This window comes from Streptomyces sp. CA-243310, assembly GCF_050936775.1.
Taxonomy (GTDB): domain Bacteria; phylum Actinomycetota; class Actinomycetes; order Streptomycetales; family Streptomycetaceae; genus Streptomyces.
Genome location: NZ_JBNJMF010000001.1, coordinates 3,229,166 through 3,243,437 on the forward strand (window position 1 = coordinate 3,229,166; position 14,272 = coordinate 3,243,437).

Sequence of the window (14,272 nt, forward strand, 5' to 3'; positions counted from 1 at the left end):
CAGGGCTCGTGGTGGCGGCGCGAGCCTGCACGGCCCGTTCACGTCCGGCGGCAGGTCGAACCCGCCGAGGCCATCGCCGCCGTCGGCCCCGGGGATCCGAACGACGTGCGGGTGGACCAGGAGCGGACGGCCCCGCACACCGTGGTGCGGGCGAAAGTTGACACCCTCGGCATGGGCGAATTAGGTTCAGCATGCTTCATCACATGAACTATGAAGAAGCTCAAGCATCTCACGGTCGGGCAGCACCACCCGAGGAAAGGCGCGGGGCATGAACCCAGCCCAGCACACGACAGCGGTCGCCACGGAGGCCGCCGCGTTCGTCGCCACCGTCACGGCGGCCGACCTCACCACCCCGGTGCCGACCTGCCCCGGCTGGACGCTCGGGGACCTCACGCGGCACGTCGGAAGCGTGCACCGCTGGTTCACCGAGCTGCTGCGCCTGCGCGTCCAGCAACCGCCGACCAGCCGCGAGGTGGACCTGCGCCTGCCCGAGCGCCCCGACGCCCTGCCGGACTGGCTGGCCGCGAGCGCGGCGGAGGCCGCCGAGGTGTTCGCCGCCACCGACCTGGACGCACCGATGTGGGCCTGGGGAGTCGACCAGCACGCCCGGTTCTGGGTCCGGCGCATGCTCTACGAGACCCTCGTCCACCGAGTGGACGCCGAACTCGCACTCGGACGCTCCCCGCACGTCGACCGCGCCCTGGCTGTCGACGGCATCGACGAGTTCCTCACCAACCTGCCGTTCGCCGCCCCCTTCGCACCCCTGACGGCCCGACTGCGCGCCCCGGACCGAGCCCTCCGCTTCAGCTGCACGGACGGCGACGGTGACTGGCTGGTCGGTCTGCGCCCGGACGGCTTCGCCCTCCTCGCCGACCAGGCCGAGCCCCGCACGGCGGACGCCACGGTCCGAGGCTCCGCCGCCGACCTCCTGCTGCTCCTCTACGGGCGCCTGGACCATCGCGGCGACGCCTTCCACCTGCTCGGCGACGCGGAGCTGACCGCCCACTGGTTCAGCCACTCGGCCTTCTAGGTCCCGTCGTCGAAGTGGCGCCGCGGGCGAGACTTCGACGACAGGGCCAAGGCCCCTCGGCTCCCTCGCCCCGGGCCGTCACCCGGCAACCGTCGCCGAGGTTCCTCGCCGGGGGTTCCGGGCGTGGGCGTGCGGATCAGCGTCTGGCCCGGCGGCGGGCGATGACCAGGCCGAGCACGATGCCCACGAGCAGCGTCACCGTGAGTACGGCCCAGAGGGGGATCGTGACCGTGGGGATCCACATCCTGACGGTGACGGACCCGGTATTGGCCGCGATGAACCAGATCGCGAGGGCCACCAGGAGGATGAAGCCCAGGGTGCGCAACCGCAGGTCCCGACCCTTGACGGTCAGGGTGGACGGGCCGTGTGACGTGTCGCTCTTCCGCGTCATGAGTCCAGTATCGGGCCATGTGTCCGGTTGAACGAGCGGACGCCCGTGAGCGCGGGGCGGCGCGAACATCGGCCGGGCCCTATCGTGGGGATCACCGAGGGTGGCCGGTGCTGAGGCGGGCTGGGCATGACGGATCCGGAGATCGACTACGCGGCGGTGTTCCAGACGCTGCCCGGCATGGTGGCGCTGCTGAGCCCCGACCTGGTGTTCCTGGACGCGAACGAGGAATTCCTGCGTACCGCCGGCCGCACCCGCGAGCAGGTGGTCGGCGACTACCTGTTCGACGCGTTCCCCGACAACCCGAACGACGTCGGCGCCAACGGCACCCGCAACCTGCACGCCTCGCTCCGGCGGGTCCTGGCCACCGGCGAGCGCGACACCATGGCCCTGCAACGCTACGACGTGGAGTCCGCGGAACGGCCCGGCGAATGGGAGGAACGCTACTGGAGCCCGATCAACGCCCCGGTCCTCGGCCCCGACGGCCGGGTCGTCCTGATCGTGCTCCGGGTGGCGGAGGTCACCGAGCTCATCGTGGCCCGCGGCGCCCCCGACGGCGGCCGGGCCCGGGTCCTGGAAGCCGAGCTCTACACCCGCGCCCGCGAACTGCAGGAGGTCAACGATCGCCTGCGCCAGGCCCACAACCGTGAACGCGAGGTCGCCCTCGCCCTCCAGGAGGCGATGCTGCCCGCTCCCGGGGACATCGGCCACCACCGCGCCGCCGTCCGCTACCGGCCCGCCGTCGGGTCCCTCAACGTGTGCGGCGACTGGTACGACCTCGTGGACCTGCCCGGAGACCGCATCGCCGTGGCCGTCGGTGACGTCGTCGGCCACGGCCTGCACGCCGCCGGCGTCATGGGCCTGCTCCGCAGTGCCCTCAGCGCCGCCTCCCTCGTCGCCGACGGGCCCGCCCAGGCCCTGGAGGTCCTCGGGCTGTACGCCCGTTCCGTCCAAGGGGCCGAGAACGCCACCGCCGTCGAGACGTACATCGACTGGGACACCCACACCCTCGCCTACAGCAGCGCCGGACACCTCCCGCCCGCCCTGCTCCACCTCAGCGGCGACGTCGAGTTCCTCGACCAGGCCACCGATCCCCCTCTCGGCGCCCGCCCGGAACACGTCGCCCGCCCCCAGGCCGCCACCGGCTTCACCGAGGGCGACACGCTCGTCCTCTACACCGACGGACTCGTCGAGCGTCGCCGGGAGGACATCGACGTCGGCCTCGACCGCCTCACCCGGGCCCTCACCCGCCACCGGGGAAGCGATCCCGAGGCCCTCGCCGACGCCATCCTCCTGGCCCTCCTCCCGCCCGAGGGCTCGACCGACGACACCGCCCTCCTCGTCGTGCGACTCTGAACGCGTCGCCGTCGGGCGGCGACGACGAGTCGCCCGGATCCGACGCGGCACGGTCGCCGCCACGCGGCCCCTGCCAGGTGACGGGCACCGTCGGGCAGGCCGAGCCCTCGGCGGTCCGGACCTCCGATCGGGCCCGATGCGCCGGCGACGCCCGCATGGTGCTGCGCGAGCCTTCCCGCAGTCGGTCGATTACCGTTCGTCGCCAAGGCGCCCGGTAATGTGAGGTATTCAGGCGACAGGACGGGTCGGAGGACCGGAAGGGGGCGCAGTGCGCGCGGCGCGGACGTTGGCGACGCTGGACGAGGTCGAGCTGGGTGACCATGTCTGCCGGCTCATGCAGCCTTCCGCGACATTGCTCTCGGACGCCCGGGCCTATCTCGCCGACGGAGCCCTGTACGGCGACAAGGTCCTGGTCATCGGCCCCATCGACGCCCCGCGCCCCGCGAAGCCGCTGCCCTCCGCCGCGGTGATCCTCGATTTCCCGAGTACGGCGGATTCCGAGTCGATCCTGGCCGCGGTGCGTCGGGAGGTCCGTACCGCCACGAGCCAGGGATTCCGCTCGGTACGCGTCCTCACCGAGCGCAAGCCCTCCTCGGCGCCCGACGGAGCCGAGGACCTGCTGGCGCAAGAGCTGCGGCTGGACGAGTTCGCCGCAGAGAGCGGCGCCATCGTGGTCTGCTCCTTCAGACCGTCACTGTGGGACGCGTCCGCGCTGGAGCGGGTGGCATGCGTGCATCCGCACGAGACGGGCACGCGCGCACAGCGTCCGACTTTCCGGATGTTCAGTACGGGCGCCGACGGGTGGAGCGTGGACGGAGTGATCGACTCGGACTGCGCGCCAACGTTCAACGCCGCGGTGCGGGCAGCGGTACGGAACGCGCCGAAGATCAGACTCCGCTTCGACGCGCTCGAAATGATCGACGCCGCCGGGATGCACGCGCTCGTGGACGCCGCCCGCCACCTTCCGGACCGCCGTATTCTTGTGGAAGGCGCCAACGACACCGTGCGTCTGTGCTGGGAACTCGCGGGCTACGCGGCCCCCGGAGTGCCGGTGGTGATGGCCGCATGAGCACGACCTACCCCTCGAAGCCGTCCGACCCCGACCACGACGGCGACCCGTTCCACCACGAGCTGTACCCCTACCGCGGTGATGCGCAGTTCCTGTCCGGGACGCTGGGCTTCATCCACGAGGCGCTCGAAGGCGGTGAGGCGGTGGTCGTCGCCGTCCCCTCGGACAAGGCGTCACTCCTGCGCGGTGAACTCGCCGACGAACCCGCCGTCACCTTCGTGGACACCACCACGGCCGGACCGAATCCCGGTCGGCTCGTCGCCGCCTGGACGGCCTGGATGAGGGAGCGGGGCGAGGGGGACCGGAAGGTTCGGGGCATCGGCGAGACCGCGTGGCGCCAGGCGCGCAACGCCGCCCACCTCTCGGAGCTGCGCCACCACGAATGGCTCCTGAACCGGGCCTTCGCGCGCAGCTCCACCTGGTCGATGCTGTGTCCCTACGATGCCGAGGACGAGGACGAGGAAGCCCTGCGGTCCCTGTCCCGCTGCCACCCGCTGATCCGCCGGGACGGGCGGTACGTGCGCAACGACGGTTACCTCACCGGCGAGGAATACCCCTTCGAAGTCCTGACCGACCCGTGCGATCCGTTCCAGGAACTGAGCTACGCGCACGGTGATCTCGCCGCGATCCGCGCGAAGGTGTCCCAGTGCGCGTCCGACGCGGGCGTCCCGCAGGGCCGGCTGCCGAAGCTGGCCGTCGCCGTCACGGAGATCGCGACGAACAGCATCCGCCACGGCGGGGGCAACGGAACCCTGCGCACCTGGTCGCGGGACTCGACGTTCCTCTGCGAGTTCCGCGACTCCGGCTACATCCCCGACGTGATGGTGGGCCGCACCCGTCCCGAACCGGAACAGATCGGCGGTCGCGGCCTCTGGCTCGCGCAACAGCTCTGCGACCTCGTCGAGATCCGCTCCACCCGTGACCAGGGCACGACGGTCCGCCTCCACATGGACGTACCGCGATAGCGTCGTGCCCTCCGCGCCGGGATCGTGAACCCCGCGGCCCTCAACCGGCCGGATCCGAGCGGCCGAAGAGATGACGATCACGGGCCTGGAGCAGGCGCTCCGGATGGCAGGAAGTCCCCGCTGTGGAGAGGCCGTTGACAGCGGCAGCGGAGGAGGACCCGCCCTTCACGTATCCGGATCCGGGACACCCGAGGGCAGCCCCGGAGGCGCGGCGCCCGTCTCCCCGAGGGTGGGGACGGGCCAACTCGTCGTCAGTCGACCGGCCTTCGGGCCCGCGTGGTCGGATCGGACCGGATCGTGTCGGCCACCCGTGATCAACGTCGACGTTGCAGGTGGCGAAGGCCTTCACACGTCCGTCGGCGTTGCCGCCCGCACCGATCCCGGCGCGGCCCTCGAAGGTCTCCCACTGTGAGTACGGCCCGTTCGCCGTCGCGCACGGACCGCGCCGCGCCGGAGTTCCGGCGCGCTCCGGGCGCCGAGAGTTGCTCGCCCGCATCGCCGCCGAACGCGCTGAGGTCGGGCGCCGTCGGTGCGTGTCCTTGGCCCCGTGCGAGCGGGGCCGTCGCGGGGCCGGCCCCGGGGCTCGGGCGGGTCTCACGGGGATCCCCCGGGAGAAGGAACGTTTCTGCGTGAGGGTGGTGCCTCACGAGGGTGCCGGAGCGTCCGTTCGGGTGGCGTCATTCTTTCGCCGACCGCAAGTGCCGCTGGAAGCGCGCCGGTCTGTGCTGTGCTGTGGCCACGACCCGAGGACGGTCGTCCGCGGGCCCGCCCGCTGTTCGTGGCAGGTCCGCCCCAACAGCGAAGGAGGACTGATGTCGCGCAACCGGAAGAACCTCCGAAGCCGGAGCACAATCGGCCAACTTCTGGCCTCCGTGGTCGTATTGACCGCGACTTTCCTGGATGCGTCCGGGGCTCATGCCGCTGCGGTCCACTCCAGACCGAGCCCCGACTGGGACGCCATCGCCCGCTGTGAATCCGGCGGGAACTGGCGGACGAACACCGGCAACGGCCATTACGGCGGCTTGCAGTTCACCCAGTCGAGCTGGAACGCGGCAGGAGGCCGCAGATACGCGCCACGCGCCGATCTCGCCACGAAGGCGGAGCAGATCGCCACGGCGAGAAGACTCGCCAAGATGCAGGGCATGGGGGCCTGGACCTGCGCACGCCGCCGCTGAGGGCCCATGCCCCGACAGGGCGGCCCCGCCGCCCTGTCGGGGAGGCGCCGACCGGACACGCCGACAGCCGGCCGGGGTTCACCACCGCGTCCGGGCCTCCGTGCCGCCGCACAGCCCTGCCGCCGATCCGGCTCGGATCAGGCGGGGTTGACTCATGTCCGTCCGTACGGATCGCCGCGAGGGCGCAGCCTGCGCGGGCGCCGGTGCGGTTGGTGGCGGGCCCCGGTCGGGAACGGCGGCGGGGGCCGTTCGGTCAGTCGGCGGCCGTCGACGGTCGCCCGAAATGGCGGGCCGTGGGTGTCAGCGCCGCGGCGGCGGGCGCGAGGAAGCAGATCGCGGCGCAGACGGCGAGCACCGGTGTGACCCCGAAGACGTCGATGGCCGGGGCGATCAGGGCGAGGCCGACCGGGGCCAGGCCGTAGGAGACGAGGAAGTCCAGGGAGGAGACGCGGGCCAGCTTGTCCGGTGCGACCTCGCGCTGGGCGGCCGTGAACCAGGGCACGTTGAACAGCTCGATGCCGATCCCCGCCACCACGTAGGCGGCGATGACCACCAGCGGGTGCACCGGCAGCATCAGGCTCAGCGGCGCGAAGCCGTAGGCGGCCAGTCCCGCGAACGCCGTCCAGCCGGGGGAGCGGGGCTGCCGGCGGGTGGTGAGCACGGCGCCGCCGAGCGCGCCGACCGTGTAGGCGGTCATGGCCGCGGCGAGGACCCATTCGGTGCCGTGGCGGTCGCGGCTGATCAGGGGCAGGGCGACGCTGGTGGCCGAATAGCCCAGCGCCACGACGGCGGTCAGGGCTCCGAGTCCGGCGAGGAACCAGGGGTGGCGTCGGGCCTCGCGTATGCCGTCGACGAACTCGGCGCGGAAGGACACGCGCGGCGTCCGCTCGGTGGACGGACCCGCGGCGGTCCCCCGGCCCGGCACGAAGGCGGCGACCAGCCAGAGCAGGCCGATCCCCAGCAGGAGCGTCCGCACGTCGACGAAGGCCGCGACCAGCGCGGTCAGGGCCGGTCCGGCCAGCGTGGAGGTCCGTACCGAGAGGGACATGGCGGCGTTCGCCCGTTGGCGGCGATCGGCGTCGACGACCTCGGCGGTGAGGGCCTGGAAGGCGGGGCGGCAGGCTCCCTGGCCGGCTCCCGCGAGGGCCGCCGCGACGGTCATCAGCACGAGTGAGCGGCCGAGGCCGACGGCGAGGAGCGGTGCCGCGACCGCTGCCGCGAGCGCCGACCAGAGCACGACCGCCCGGCGGGAGTGACGGTCGGCCAGTACCCCTCCGACGGCGACGGCGCCGAGGAACCCCGCGGTGCGCGCGGCGAGAACCAGACCGAGGCCGGCCGCCCCGAGATCGCGGTGCAGGACGGCCAGCCCCAACACGAAGGGCAGCGCCCAGGTGGCGAGTCCGGACGCCGTGGTCCCGGCCCACAGGCGCAGGAAGGCGGGGTCGCTCAGGACGGAACGCGGGGGTGGCGGGGTGGGCCTGGGCGTCATGGGGGTGGGTGTGGTCGTCACGGTGCGGTGCTCCTCATCGGTCGGCAGGTCCGGGTCGCGCCTCACGGGGCGCCCCGGGGGTGTTAATGAAAACGATAACCATTACAGTACTCTTCGAACGTGGTGCTCCCGCCCCGTGGGTGACCACGGCGGCTCGGCGACAGCCACGCCCTCTTTCGGATCGGAGACCCCATGCGTCAACGCCCCCGCGCCCGGCTCGTGACCGCGGCCACCCTCACCCTCGTTCTCGCGACCGGGGGTTGCTCGACCGCCGGCGACGACCCCGCGTCGCCCGGGGCGGGAGCCGCCCGGGCGGGCGCCGGGGGAGCGGCCGTCACCAACTGCGGGCGCGAACTCGACCTCGAACGGCCGCCGAAGCGGGCCGTCGCCCTGGACCAGGCCTCGACGGAGACCCTGCTCGAACTCGGCCTCCAGGACCGGATGGCCGGGACGGCCAACCTGAAGACGAAGATCCCCGATCGGTACCGGGACGCGTACTCCGGGATCCCCGTCATCGCCCCCAAGATCGCCACCGGCGAGCAACTCCGCGCCGCGACACCGGATTTCGTCCTGGCCGCCTCCGCCGACCTCTACACCGGCGACCGTGCGGGAACCCGCGAGGAGCTGGGTGCCCTCGATGTGCCCACCTTCGTCAGCGCCGTGGACTGCCCTCAGTCGCACGCGGCGGGGAAGAGCCCTTTCGAACTGCTCTTCTCCGACTATGAGCAACTGGGCAAGGTCTTCGGCGTCGAGGACCGGGCGGGAAAGCTGGTCGAGGGGCAGCGCGCCGCCGTCGCGAAGGCCGGCGAGAACGCCTCGGCCGCCGCCCGCGACACGAAGTCGCCTTCCGTCGTCTACCTCTACTCGGTCTTCAACGGCATGCCGTACGTCGCCGGGAAGACCGGCCTGCCCGCCGAGATGAGCCGAATCGTCGGGGCGAGGAACGCCTTCGACGACGTGAACGAGGACTGGCCGGAGGTCTCCTGGGAGGAAGTCGCCAAGCGCGCACCGGACTTCATCGTCCTGGGCGACCTTTCCGAGCGCGGGCGACCCGGTGACAGCGCGGCCGAGAAGCGTGCCGCGATGGCCGCGGACCCCCTGGTGTCGAAGCTGCCGGCGGTACGCGACAACAAGATCATCGTGGTGCCGGGCATCGAGCTGGACCCCTCCGTGCGCTCCGTGCACGCGCTGGGCCTGCTGGCCGAGGGCATGAAGGCGCTCGGGCATGTCCGCTGACCTCGCCGGCCGCCCGGGTCCGTCGGACCTGCTCCATCCCGCGGCACGCGGGGTGCGGCTCACGGCACCCACCCCCGAGCCGCCGCCGGACGGGCGGACCCACACGTCCCGCCCTTCGGCACCGGTGGGCCGGACCTCCCCGGCCCGGGCATGGCCGATGCTCGCCGCCGTCCTCGTACTGGCCGCCTCCGTGGCGACCGGCCTGCGCATCGGCACCGCCCCCGTGGGGTGGGGCGACCTCGCCCGCGTCCTGGGTGCGCACCTCGGTCTGGGCAACGAGCCGCTGCCACCGCTGACCGACTCGCTCGTCTGGGACCTTCGACTGCCGCGGATCCTGATGGCCGCGCTCGTCGGCGCCTCCCTCGCGGTCTGCGGCACCGTCCTCCAGGCCGTCACCCGCAACGCGCTCGCCGACCCCTACCTGATCGGCGTGTCCTCCGGCGCGTCGACCGGAGCCGTCGTCGTGGTCGTCCTGCCCCTGGCCGGCGCCGGAGCCCTGGGCGTCACCGGAGGCGCCCTCGCCGGGGCGCTCCTGTCCTTCGCCCTGCTGACGGCGCTGCTGCGCCGAACGGGGCTGGACTCGGTCCGCATCGTCCTGACGGGCGTGGTCGTCGGGCAGCTCTTCACCGCTCTGACCTCGCTGGTCCTGATGTCCTCGGCGGACGCCGACACCACGCGCGCCCTCACCCACTGGCTGCTGGGCTCGATGGCCCCCGCCCGCTGGGACGCCGTCGTGGTCTGCGCGATCGTCACACCGCTGGGGCTGGTCGTCGCGTGGCTGTGCGCCAACGCCCTCGACGCTCTCGCGTTCGGCGCGGACACCGCCGCGTCCCTGGGGATCGACGTACGACGCACCCGGATGCTGCTGCTCGTGGTGACGGCCGTGCTGACCTCGGTCGCGGTGGCCACCGTCGGCGCCATCGGTTTCGTGGGGCTGATCGTGCCCCACGGGGCGCGCCTCCTCGTCGGGCCGACGCACCGGGTGCTGCTCCCCTGCGCGGCGCTCGCGGGCGCGGTGTTCCTGGTGTGGACCGACGCTCTGGCCCGGGTCGCCTTCGCCCCCCGCGAGGTGCCCGTGGGCGTGATCACCGCACTGATCGGCGTACCGCTCTTCCTCGCCGTCCTGCGCAGGAGGGGTGACCTGTGAGGATCACCGCCGAGGGACTGAGCTGGTCGGCGGCGGGCACCCCCGTCGTACGCGGTGTCGATCTGGACGTGGCCGCCGGCGAGAGCGTCGCGCTGATCGGCCCCAACGGCTCCGGCAAGTCCTCCCTCCTGCGCTGCCTGGCCGGGCTGCGCGTCCCCGACGCCGGCACGGTCCGCTACGACGGCCTGCCCGTGAGGGGCTGGAGCGCCCGCAGGATCGCGCGCCGGCTGGCCTTCGTCGAGCAGGACTGCGGACTCGACGCCGACCTGCGCGTCGCCGACGTCGTGGGCCTGGGGCGGACCCCCTTCCGGGACCGCCGGCGCGGCCCGAGCGACACCGATCGGGCGATCGTCGCCGCCGCACTGGACCGCGTCGGGCTCGACGCGCTTGCCGAACGCTCCTGGAAGTCCCTGTCCGGCGGCGAACGGCAGCGCGCCCACATCGCCCGCGCGCTCGCCCAGCAGCCGTACGCGCTGCTCCTCGACGAGCCCACCAACCACCTGGACGTGAAACACCGGTTGGAACTGATGGAGCTGTTGTCCCGCACCGACCAGACCGTCCTGGTCGCCCTGCACGACCTCTCGTTGGCCGCCCGGTACTGCGACCGCCTGGTGCTCATGCGCTCCGGGCGGCTGGTCGCCTCCGGCAGCCCCGCCGAGGTCCTCACCCCCGAGCACCTCGCCGAGACCTTCGAGGTCGACGCCGAGCTGACCACCGACCGGCTGGGCCGTCCCACGCTCGTCCACCACGGCCCCCTCCCCGCCGCCGTACCCCGAACCGACCCCGCCCACCGCCCCACCCCGTGACAAGGAACCCCATGACCACCCCGACGACCACCGCCCCCGCACCGACCGTCCACGCCCTCGTCGAGGCCGTGCTGAAGGGCGAACACGGCCCGCTCCCCTCCGATCTCGTGGCGACCAGCGTCTTCTGGATCCACCACGGCACCCGGCTGGCCGGCGGCGACACCACCTACCTCAACCAGTACGTCCTGGTGCGCCTCGGCGGCTCCTTCGGCGGCTGCGCCTTCGAGTCCGGTGAGATCGATCCGTCGGTCTGCCGCGACTCCTCGGGCACCGCGCTCGACACCCTGCTGCGCGAGGGCCCACGTCCGTTGCGGATCGCCGCCCTCGACGCCTACCTCGCCGAGCGGCGCCCGCACCACGCGGCGGCGGACGCGGACGACGCCGCCGCGGACACCCGACGGGGCGCGAGCGCCGAACGGGTCGTCCTGCCCGCCGGTACCCCCGAAGTCCGGGCGCGGGCCCGCGACGCGGCCATCGCCGGACTGCTCGACATCGAGGAGGGCGCCAAGGTCGGCCTCATCGGCGTGGTCGACCCGCTGGTCGCGGCGATCCGCGAACGCGGCGGCGACCCGCTGCCGTGCGACCCCAACCTCGAGGCAACCCGGTGGGGCGATCCCGTCACCGCCGACATGCACGAGGTGCTGGACGGCGCCGACGTCGTCGTCGCCACCGGAATGACCCTCGGAAACGGCTCGTTCGACACCATCCTGGACCGCTGCCGCACCCGGGGCGTCCCCCTCGTCGTGTACGCGCAGAGCGGCAGCGCCGTGGCCCGCGCCTTCCTGGGCGCCGGGGTCACCGCCCTGTCCGCGGAACCCTTCCCCTTCTCCCAGTTCAGCGCCGACCCCACCGTCCTGTACCGCTACCGCGCCGAGGCCGGGGCATGACCCCCGCACCCCGCCGGAACGCGCCCGGCGCCGGGCGGCGCCCCGACCGAGGCCGTACCGGCACCGGGCACGCCCCCGGCCACCACGGCGAGATACTCCAAGGCGTCTTCCTCGACGACACCGGGCGACGCCGCGCCGGCCTGGTCACCCTGCCGTTGCCCGGTCCGGGCAGCCGCGCCGAGTTCACCCGCCGCCCGGGCACGCCGCCGCACCGGCTCACCGTGCTGCCGGCCGACCGCACCAAAGCGGCCCGCGCGGCGGTCCTCGCCGTCGCCGAGTGCGCGCCGGGGCACCCGGAGCCCCCGTGCGGAGGGGAGTTGCGGATCACCGGCGACATCCCGGTCGGCCTCGGCATGGGAAGCTCCAGCAGCGATGTCGTCGCCGTGGTGCGGGCGGTCGCGGACTCCTACGGAACTCGCCTGCCACCCGAGACGATCGCCCGGCTGGCCGTCCGGGCGGAGCTGGCCTGTGATCCGTTGATGCTCGACGGCCGCCCCGTGCTCTTCGCCCAGCGCGAGGGCCGGGTGCTGGAGGTACTCGGCCGCGCCCTGCCACCCATGGTCGTCGTGGGCTGTTCGCTGGGCGCGGGCGCACCCGTGGACACGCTCTCCCTGCCGGCCCGCGCGCACGACGACGGCGACGTGCGCGCCTGTGAACGGCTGCGCGTCCTGCTGCGGCAGGCCGTGGCCACGGGCGATGTCGCCCTGCTGGGCGAGGTCGCGACCGCCAGTGCCCGGCGCGGACAGGAGGTCCTGGGCCACCCGGAGTTCGACGGCCTCACCGACGTCGCCGCGCGCTTCGGGGCCGCGGGCGTACAGATCGCGCACAGCGGCTCCGTCGCCGGCGTGCTCTTCGACCCGGCCGCCCCCGACCTTCGGCGCCGGATCGGAAGCTGCGTACGGGCCCTGGAACACCGCGCGATTCCCGTCACCCGCGTCTTCTCCACCTTCACCACCATCCCCGCGACCGAGGAGTTCCCCAGTGGACCAGCACATCGCCGAGTCGATCGGCCGACCCGACCTGATACGCCTCGACGACCGGCTCGTCTGTCTCCGCTTTGAGACGATGAAGGTCGTCTCGGCGCTCGCCGCGGTACGCCACCTGCTCGACACCGGCGCGGTGCGGCGCGGGGACACCCTGGTGGACAGCTCCAGCGGCATCTACGCCCACGCCCTCGCGCTGGCCTGCCACCGCCACGGGATGCGCTGCCACATCGTCGGTTCCACGACGGTCGACCACACGCTGAGCACCCAGCTCGCCGTGCTCGGGGCGACGCTGGAGCGGATGGAGCCCTGCGACGACCTCAAACTGGACCAGAAGCGCCGGGTCGAGCGCGTCCACGAGATCCTCGCCGAGCACCCCGAGTACCACTGGATGCGGCAGTACCACGACGACATCCACTACCTGGGCTACCGCGCCGTGGCCGGCCTGATCCGGGAATCCACCGGCACGGACGAACTCACCGTCGTCGGAGGCGTCGGATCCGGCGCCTCCACCGGCGCTCTCGCCCGCTACCTGCGCGAGGACGCGCCCGGCGTCGAACTCGTCGGTGTCCAGCCCTTCGGCAGCGTCACCTTCGGCGCCGGTCACGTGAGCGATCCCGAGATCATCATCGCGGGGATCGGCAGCTCCATCCCCTTCGGGAACGTCGGCCACACGTCCTACGACACGCTCCACTGGGTGTCCTTCGACGCCGCCCTCGCCGGCAGCGTCGACCTGCTGCGCAGACACGCGGTGTTCGCGGGGCTGTCCTCCGGGGCGGCCTACCTCGCCGCCCGCTGGGAACGGGCGCGGTCCCCGCGGCGCACGGTCCTCTTCATCGCCGCGGACACGGGCCACCGCTACGTGGACACGGTGTACGCCCGCCATCGGGAAGCCGTCGACGTCGACTCCCTGGCCCCCCGGCCGGTCACGACGCAGGGCGACCTCGCCCTTCCCTGGTGCCGGATGGACTGGGGGCGGGCCCCGGCGGACCCGCGGGCGAGCGGGCTCCTCGGGCCGGGTTGACCGGGACACCGGGGCGACCGACACGGGGGAGGGGCGCCACCGGTGCTTCCGGGCGACAGCGGCGACGTCACTACCAGGACATTCCGGACGAGCGGCATAGGGTGGCAGCCACTCGCCGGAGACGGAAGAACGGACGTTCATGGCCTACGAACGACGGGAACACGCGAACCCGCGCACCCTCCCGGCTCCCGCCACCACCGCCACCCACGACGTCGGCCTGCTGGTGCTGCGGCTCACCGTCGGACTCACCATGGCCGGCCACGGCACGCAGAAGCTCTTCGGTTGGTTCGGCGGCCCCGGTCTCACCGCCACCGGAAAGGGCTTCACGATGAGCGGCTACCCCGCCGGCGACGCCATGGCCGTCATCGCGGGCCTCTCCGAGACCCTGGGCGGCCTCGGCCTCGCCCTCGGGCTGCTCACCCCGCTCGCCGGAGCGGTCCTGATCGGCACCTTCGTCAACATCCTCGCCGTTCGGGGCGTGAACAGCTTCTTCGCCCCCAGGGGAGTGGAGCTCGAACTGGCCCTGCTGGCCGCGGTCGTCGCCCTCACCCTCACCGGGCCGGGTCGCTTCTCCGTCGACCGCTTCCTTCCCGTGCTGAGCGAGTCCAGGCCCCGGTACTCCGTCCTCGCTCTGGTACTGGGGGTCGTCGTCGGTTTCGTCGTCCTGCTCGTCCGGGACTGACACCCGACCGGGCCGGGGGGCACGGCGCCCGGCCG

At 73.1% G+C, this 14,272-nt stretch carries 14 protein-coding genes; 12 read left to right on the forward strand and 2 right to left on the reverse strand.

The window, feature by feature from the left end:
• Positions 1-268 precede the first annotated feature (268 nt).
• Positions 269-1,030, forward strand: a complete 762-nt coding sequence (locus ACQEVM_RS14300; RefSeq protein ID WP_433078577.1) for a maleylpyruvate isomerase family mycothiol-dependent enzyme — start codon at positions 269-271, stop codon at positions 1,028-1,030.
• Between the two features lie 136 nt (positions 1,031-1,166).
• Here the strand turns inward: ACQEVM_RS14300 and ACQEVM_RS14305 are convergent, their stop codons facing one another.
• Positions 1,167-1,421 (reverse strand): DUF1049 domain-containing protein, encoded by a 255-nt coding sequence (locus ACQEVM_RS14305; protein ID WP_433078579.1) that lies wholly within the window; start codon positions 1,419-1,421, stop codon positions 1,167-1,169.
• Between the two features lie 126 nt (positions 1,422-1,547).
• Between ACQEVM_RS14305 and ACQEVM_RS14310 the strand changes: the two genes are divergently transcribed.
• The 4 genes from ACQEVM_RS14310 (at position 1,548) to ACQEVM_RS14325 (ending at position 5,983) form a co-directional block, all read left to right on the forward strand.
• Positions 1,548-2,774 (forward strand): PP2C family protein-serine/threonine phosphatase, encoded by a 1,227-nt coding sequence (locus tag ACQEVM_RS14310; RefSeq protein ID WP_433078581.1) that lies wholly within the window; start codon positions 1,548-1,550, stop codon positions 2,772-2,774.
• A 268-nt stretch (positions 2,775-3,042) separates the two neighbouring features.
• Positions 3,043-3,843: an MEDS domain-containing protein gene (locus ACQEVM_RS14315; RefSeq protein ID WP_433078583.1), complete on the forward strand. Its 801-nt coding sequence runs from the start codon at positions 3,043-3,045 to the stop codon at positions 3,841-3,843.
• A complete protein-coding gene (locus ACQEVM_RS14320) occupies positions 3,840-4,808 on the forward strand; it encodes an anti-sigma factor RsbA family regulatory protein (protein ID WP_433078585.1) in 969 nt (322 codons plus the stop codon). Before ACQEVM_RS14315 ends, ACQEVM_RS14320 begins: the two co-directional genes overlap by 4 nt.
• Before the next feature lie 812 nt (positions 4,809-5,620).
• Entirely contained in the window at positions 5,621-5,983 is a 363-nt protein-coding gene (locus tag ACQEVM_RS14325) for a transglycosylase family protein (RefSeq protein ID WP_433078587.1), read from the forward strand.
• A gap of 253 nt (positions 5,984-6,236) precedes the next feature.
• On the opposite strand, the gene ACQEVM_RS14330 is transcribed toward ACQEVM_RS14325, so the two are convergent.
• A complete protein-coding gene (locus ACQEVM_RS14330) occupies positions 6,237-7,472 on the reverse strand; it encodes an MFS transporter (protein WP_433080009.1) in 1,236 nt (411 codons plus the stop codon).
• A gap of 192 nt (positions 7,473-7,664) precedes the next feature.
• Between ACQEVM_RS14330 and ACQEVM_RS14335 the strand changes: the two genes are divergently transcribed.
• The 7 genes from ACQEVM_RS14335 (at position 7,665) to ACQEVM_RS14365 (ending at position 14,237) form a co-directional block, all read left to right on the forward strand.
• Positions 7,665-8,708: an ABC transporter substrate-binding protein gene (locus tag ACQEVM_RS14335; protein WP_433078589.1), complete on the forward strand. Its 1,044-nt coding sequence runs from the start codon at positions 7,665-7,667 to the stop codon at positions 8,706-8,708.
• Complete coding sequence (locus ACQEVM_RS14340; RefSeq protein WP_433078591.1) at positions 8,698-9,855, forward strand: FecCD family ABC transporter permease; 1,158 nt, start codon at positions 8,698-8,700, stop codon at positions 9,853-9,855. Before ACQEVM_RS14335 ends, ACQEVM_RS14340 begins: the two co-directional genes overlap by 11 nt.
• Positions 9,852-10,661, forward strand: a complete 810-nt coding sequence (locus ACQEVM_RS14345; protein ID WP_433078593.1) for an ABC transporter ATP-binding protein — start codon at positions 9,852-9,854, stop codon at positions 10,659-10,661. Before ACQEVM_RS14340 ends, ACQEVM_RS14345 begins: the two co-directional genes overlap by 4 nt.
• A gap of 11 nt (positions 10,662-10,672) precedes the next feature.
• On the forward strand, positions 10,673-11,548 hold the full coding sequence (locus ACQEVM_RS14350; protein ID WP_433078595.1) for a Rossmann-like domain-containing protein: 876 nt from the start codon (positions 10,673-10,675) through the stop codon (positions 11,546-11,548).
• Positions 11,545-12,609, forward strand: coding sequence for a GHMP kinase (locus ACQEVM_RS14355; RefSeq protein ID WP_433078597.1), 1,065 nt, complete (start codon positions 11,545-11,547; stop codon positions 12,607-12,609). Before ACQEVM_RS14350 ends, ACQEVM_RS14355 begins: the two co-directional genes overlap by 4 nt.
• The gene (locus ACQEVM_RS14360) at positions 12,530-13,555 is read left to right on the forward strand and encodes a pyridoxal-phosphate dependent enzyme (protein WP_433078599.1); all 1,026 of its coding nucleotides are present in this window, start codon (positions 12,530-12,532) and stop codon (positions 13,553-13,555) included. The genes ACQEVM_RS14355 and ACQEVM_RS14360 overlap by 80 nt, the downstream gene beginning before the upstream one ends.
• Positions 13,556-13,694: 139 nt before the next feature.
• Positions 13,695-14,237 (forward strand): DoxX family protein, encoded by a 543-nt coding sequence (locus ACQEVM_RS14365; RefSeq protein WP_433078601.1) that lies wholly within the window; start codon positions 13,695-13,697, stop codon positions 14,235-14,237.
• Positions 14,238-14,272: the final 35 nt, after the last annotated feature.

Coding starts and splice junctions, on each gene's coding strand:
- ACQEVM_RS14300 (WP_433078577.1), top strand. CDS start 269: ATGAACCCAGCCCAGCACACGACAGCGGTCGCCACGGAGGCCGCCGCG.
- ACQEVM_RS14305 (WP_433078579.1), bottom strand. CDS start 1,421: ATGACGCGGAAGAGCGACACGTCACACGGCCCGTCCACCCTGACCGTC.
- ACQEVM_RS14310 (WP_433078581.1), top strand. CDS start 1,548: ATGACGGATCCGGAGATCGACTACGCGGCGGTGTTCCAGACGCTGCCC.
- ACQEVM_RS14320 (WP_433078585.1), top strand. CDS start 3,840: ATGAGCACGACCTACCCCTCGAAGCCGTCCGACCCCGACCACGACGGC.
- ACQEVM_RS14325 (WP_433078587.1), top strand. CDS start 5,621: ATGTCGCGCAACCGGAAGAACCTCCGAAGCCGGAGCACAATCGGCCAA.
- ACQEVM_RS14330 (WP_433080009.1), bottom strand. CDS start 7,472: ATGACGCCCAGGCCCACCCCGCCACCCCCGCGTTCCGTCCTGAGCGAC.
- ACQEVM_RS14335 (WP_433078589.1), top strand. CDS start 7,665: ATGCGTCAACGCCCCCGCGCCCGGCTCGTGACCGCGGCCACCCTCACC.
- ACQEVM_RS14340 (WP_433078591.1), top strand. CDS start 8,698: ATGTCCGCTGACCTCGCCGGCCGCCCGGGTCCGTCGGACCTGCTCCAT.
- ACQEVM_RS14350 (WP_433078595.1), top strand. CDS start 10,673: ATGACCACCCCGACGACCACCGCCCCCGCACCGACCGTCCACGCCCTC.
- ACQEVM_RS14355 (WP_433078597.1), top strand. CDS start 11,545: ATGACCCCCGCACCCCGCCGGAACGCGCCCGGCGCCGGGCGGCGCCCC.
- ACQEVM_RS14365 (WP_433078601.1), top strand. CDS start 13,695: ATGGCCTACGAACGACGGGAACACGCGAACCCGCGCACCCTCCCGGCT.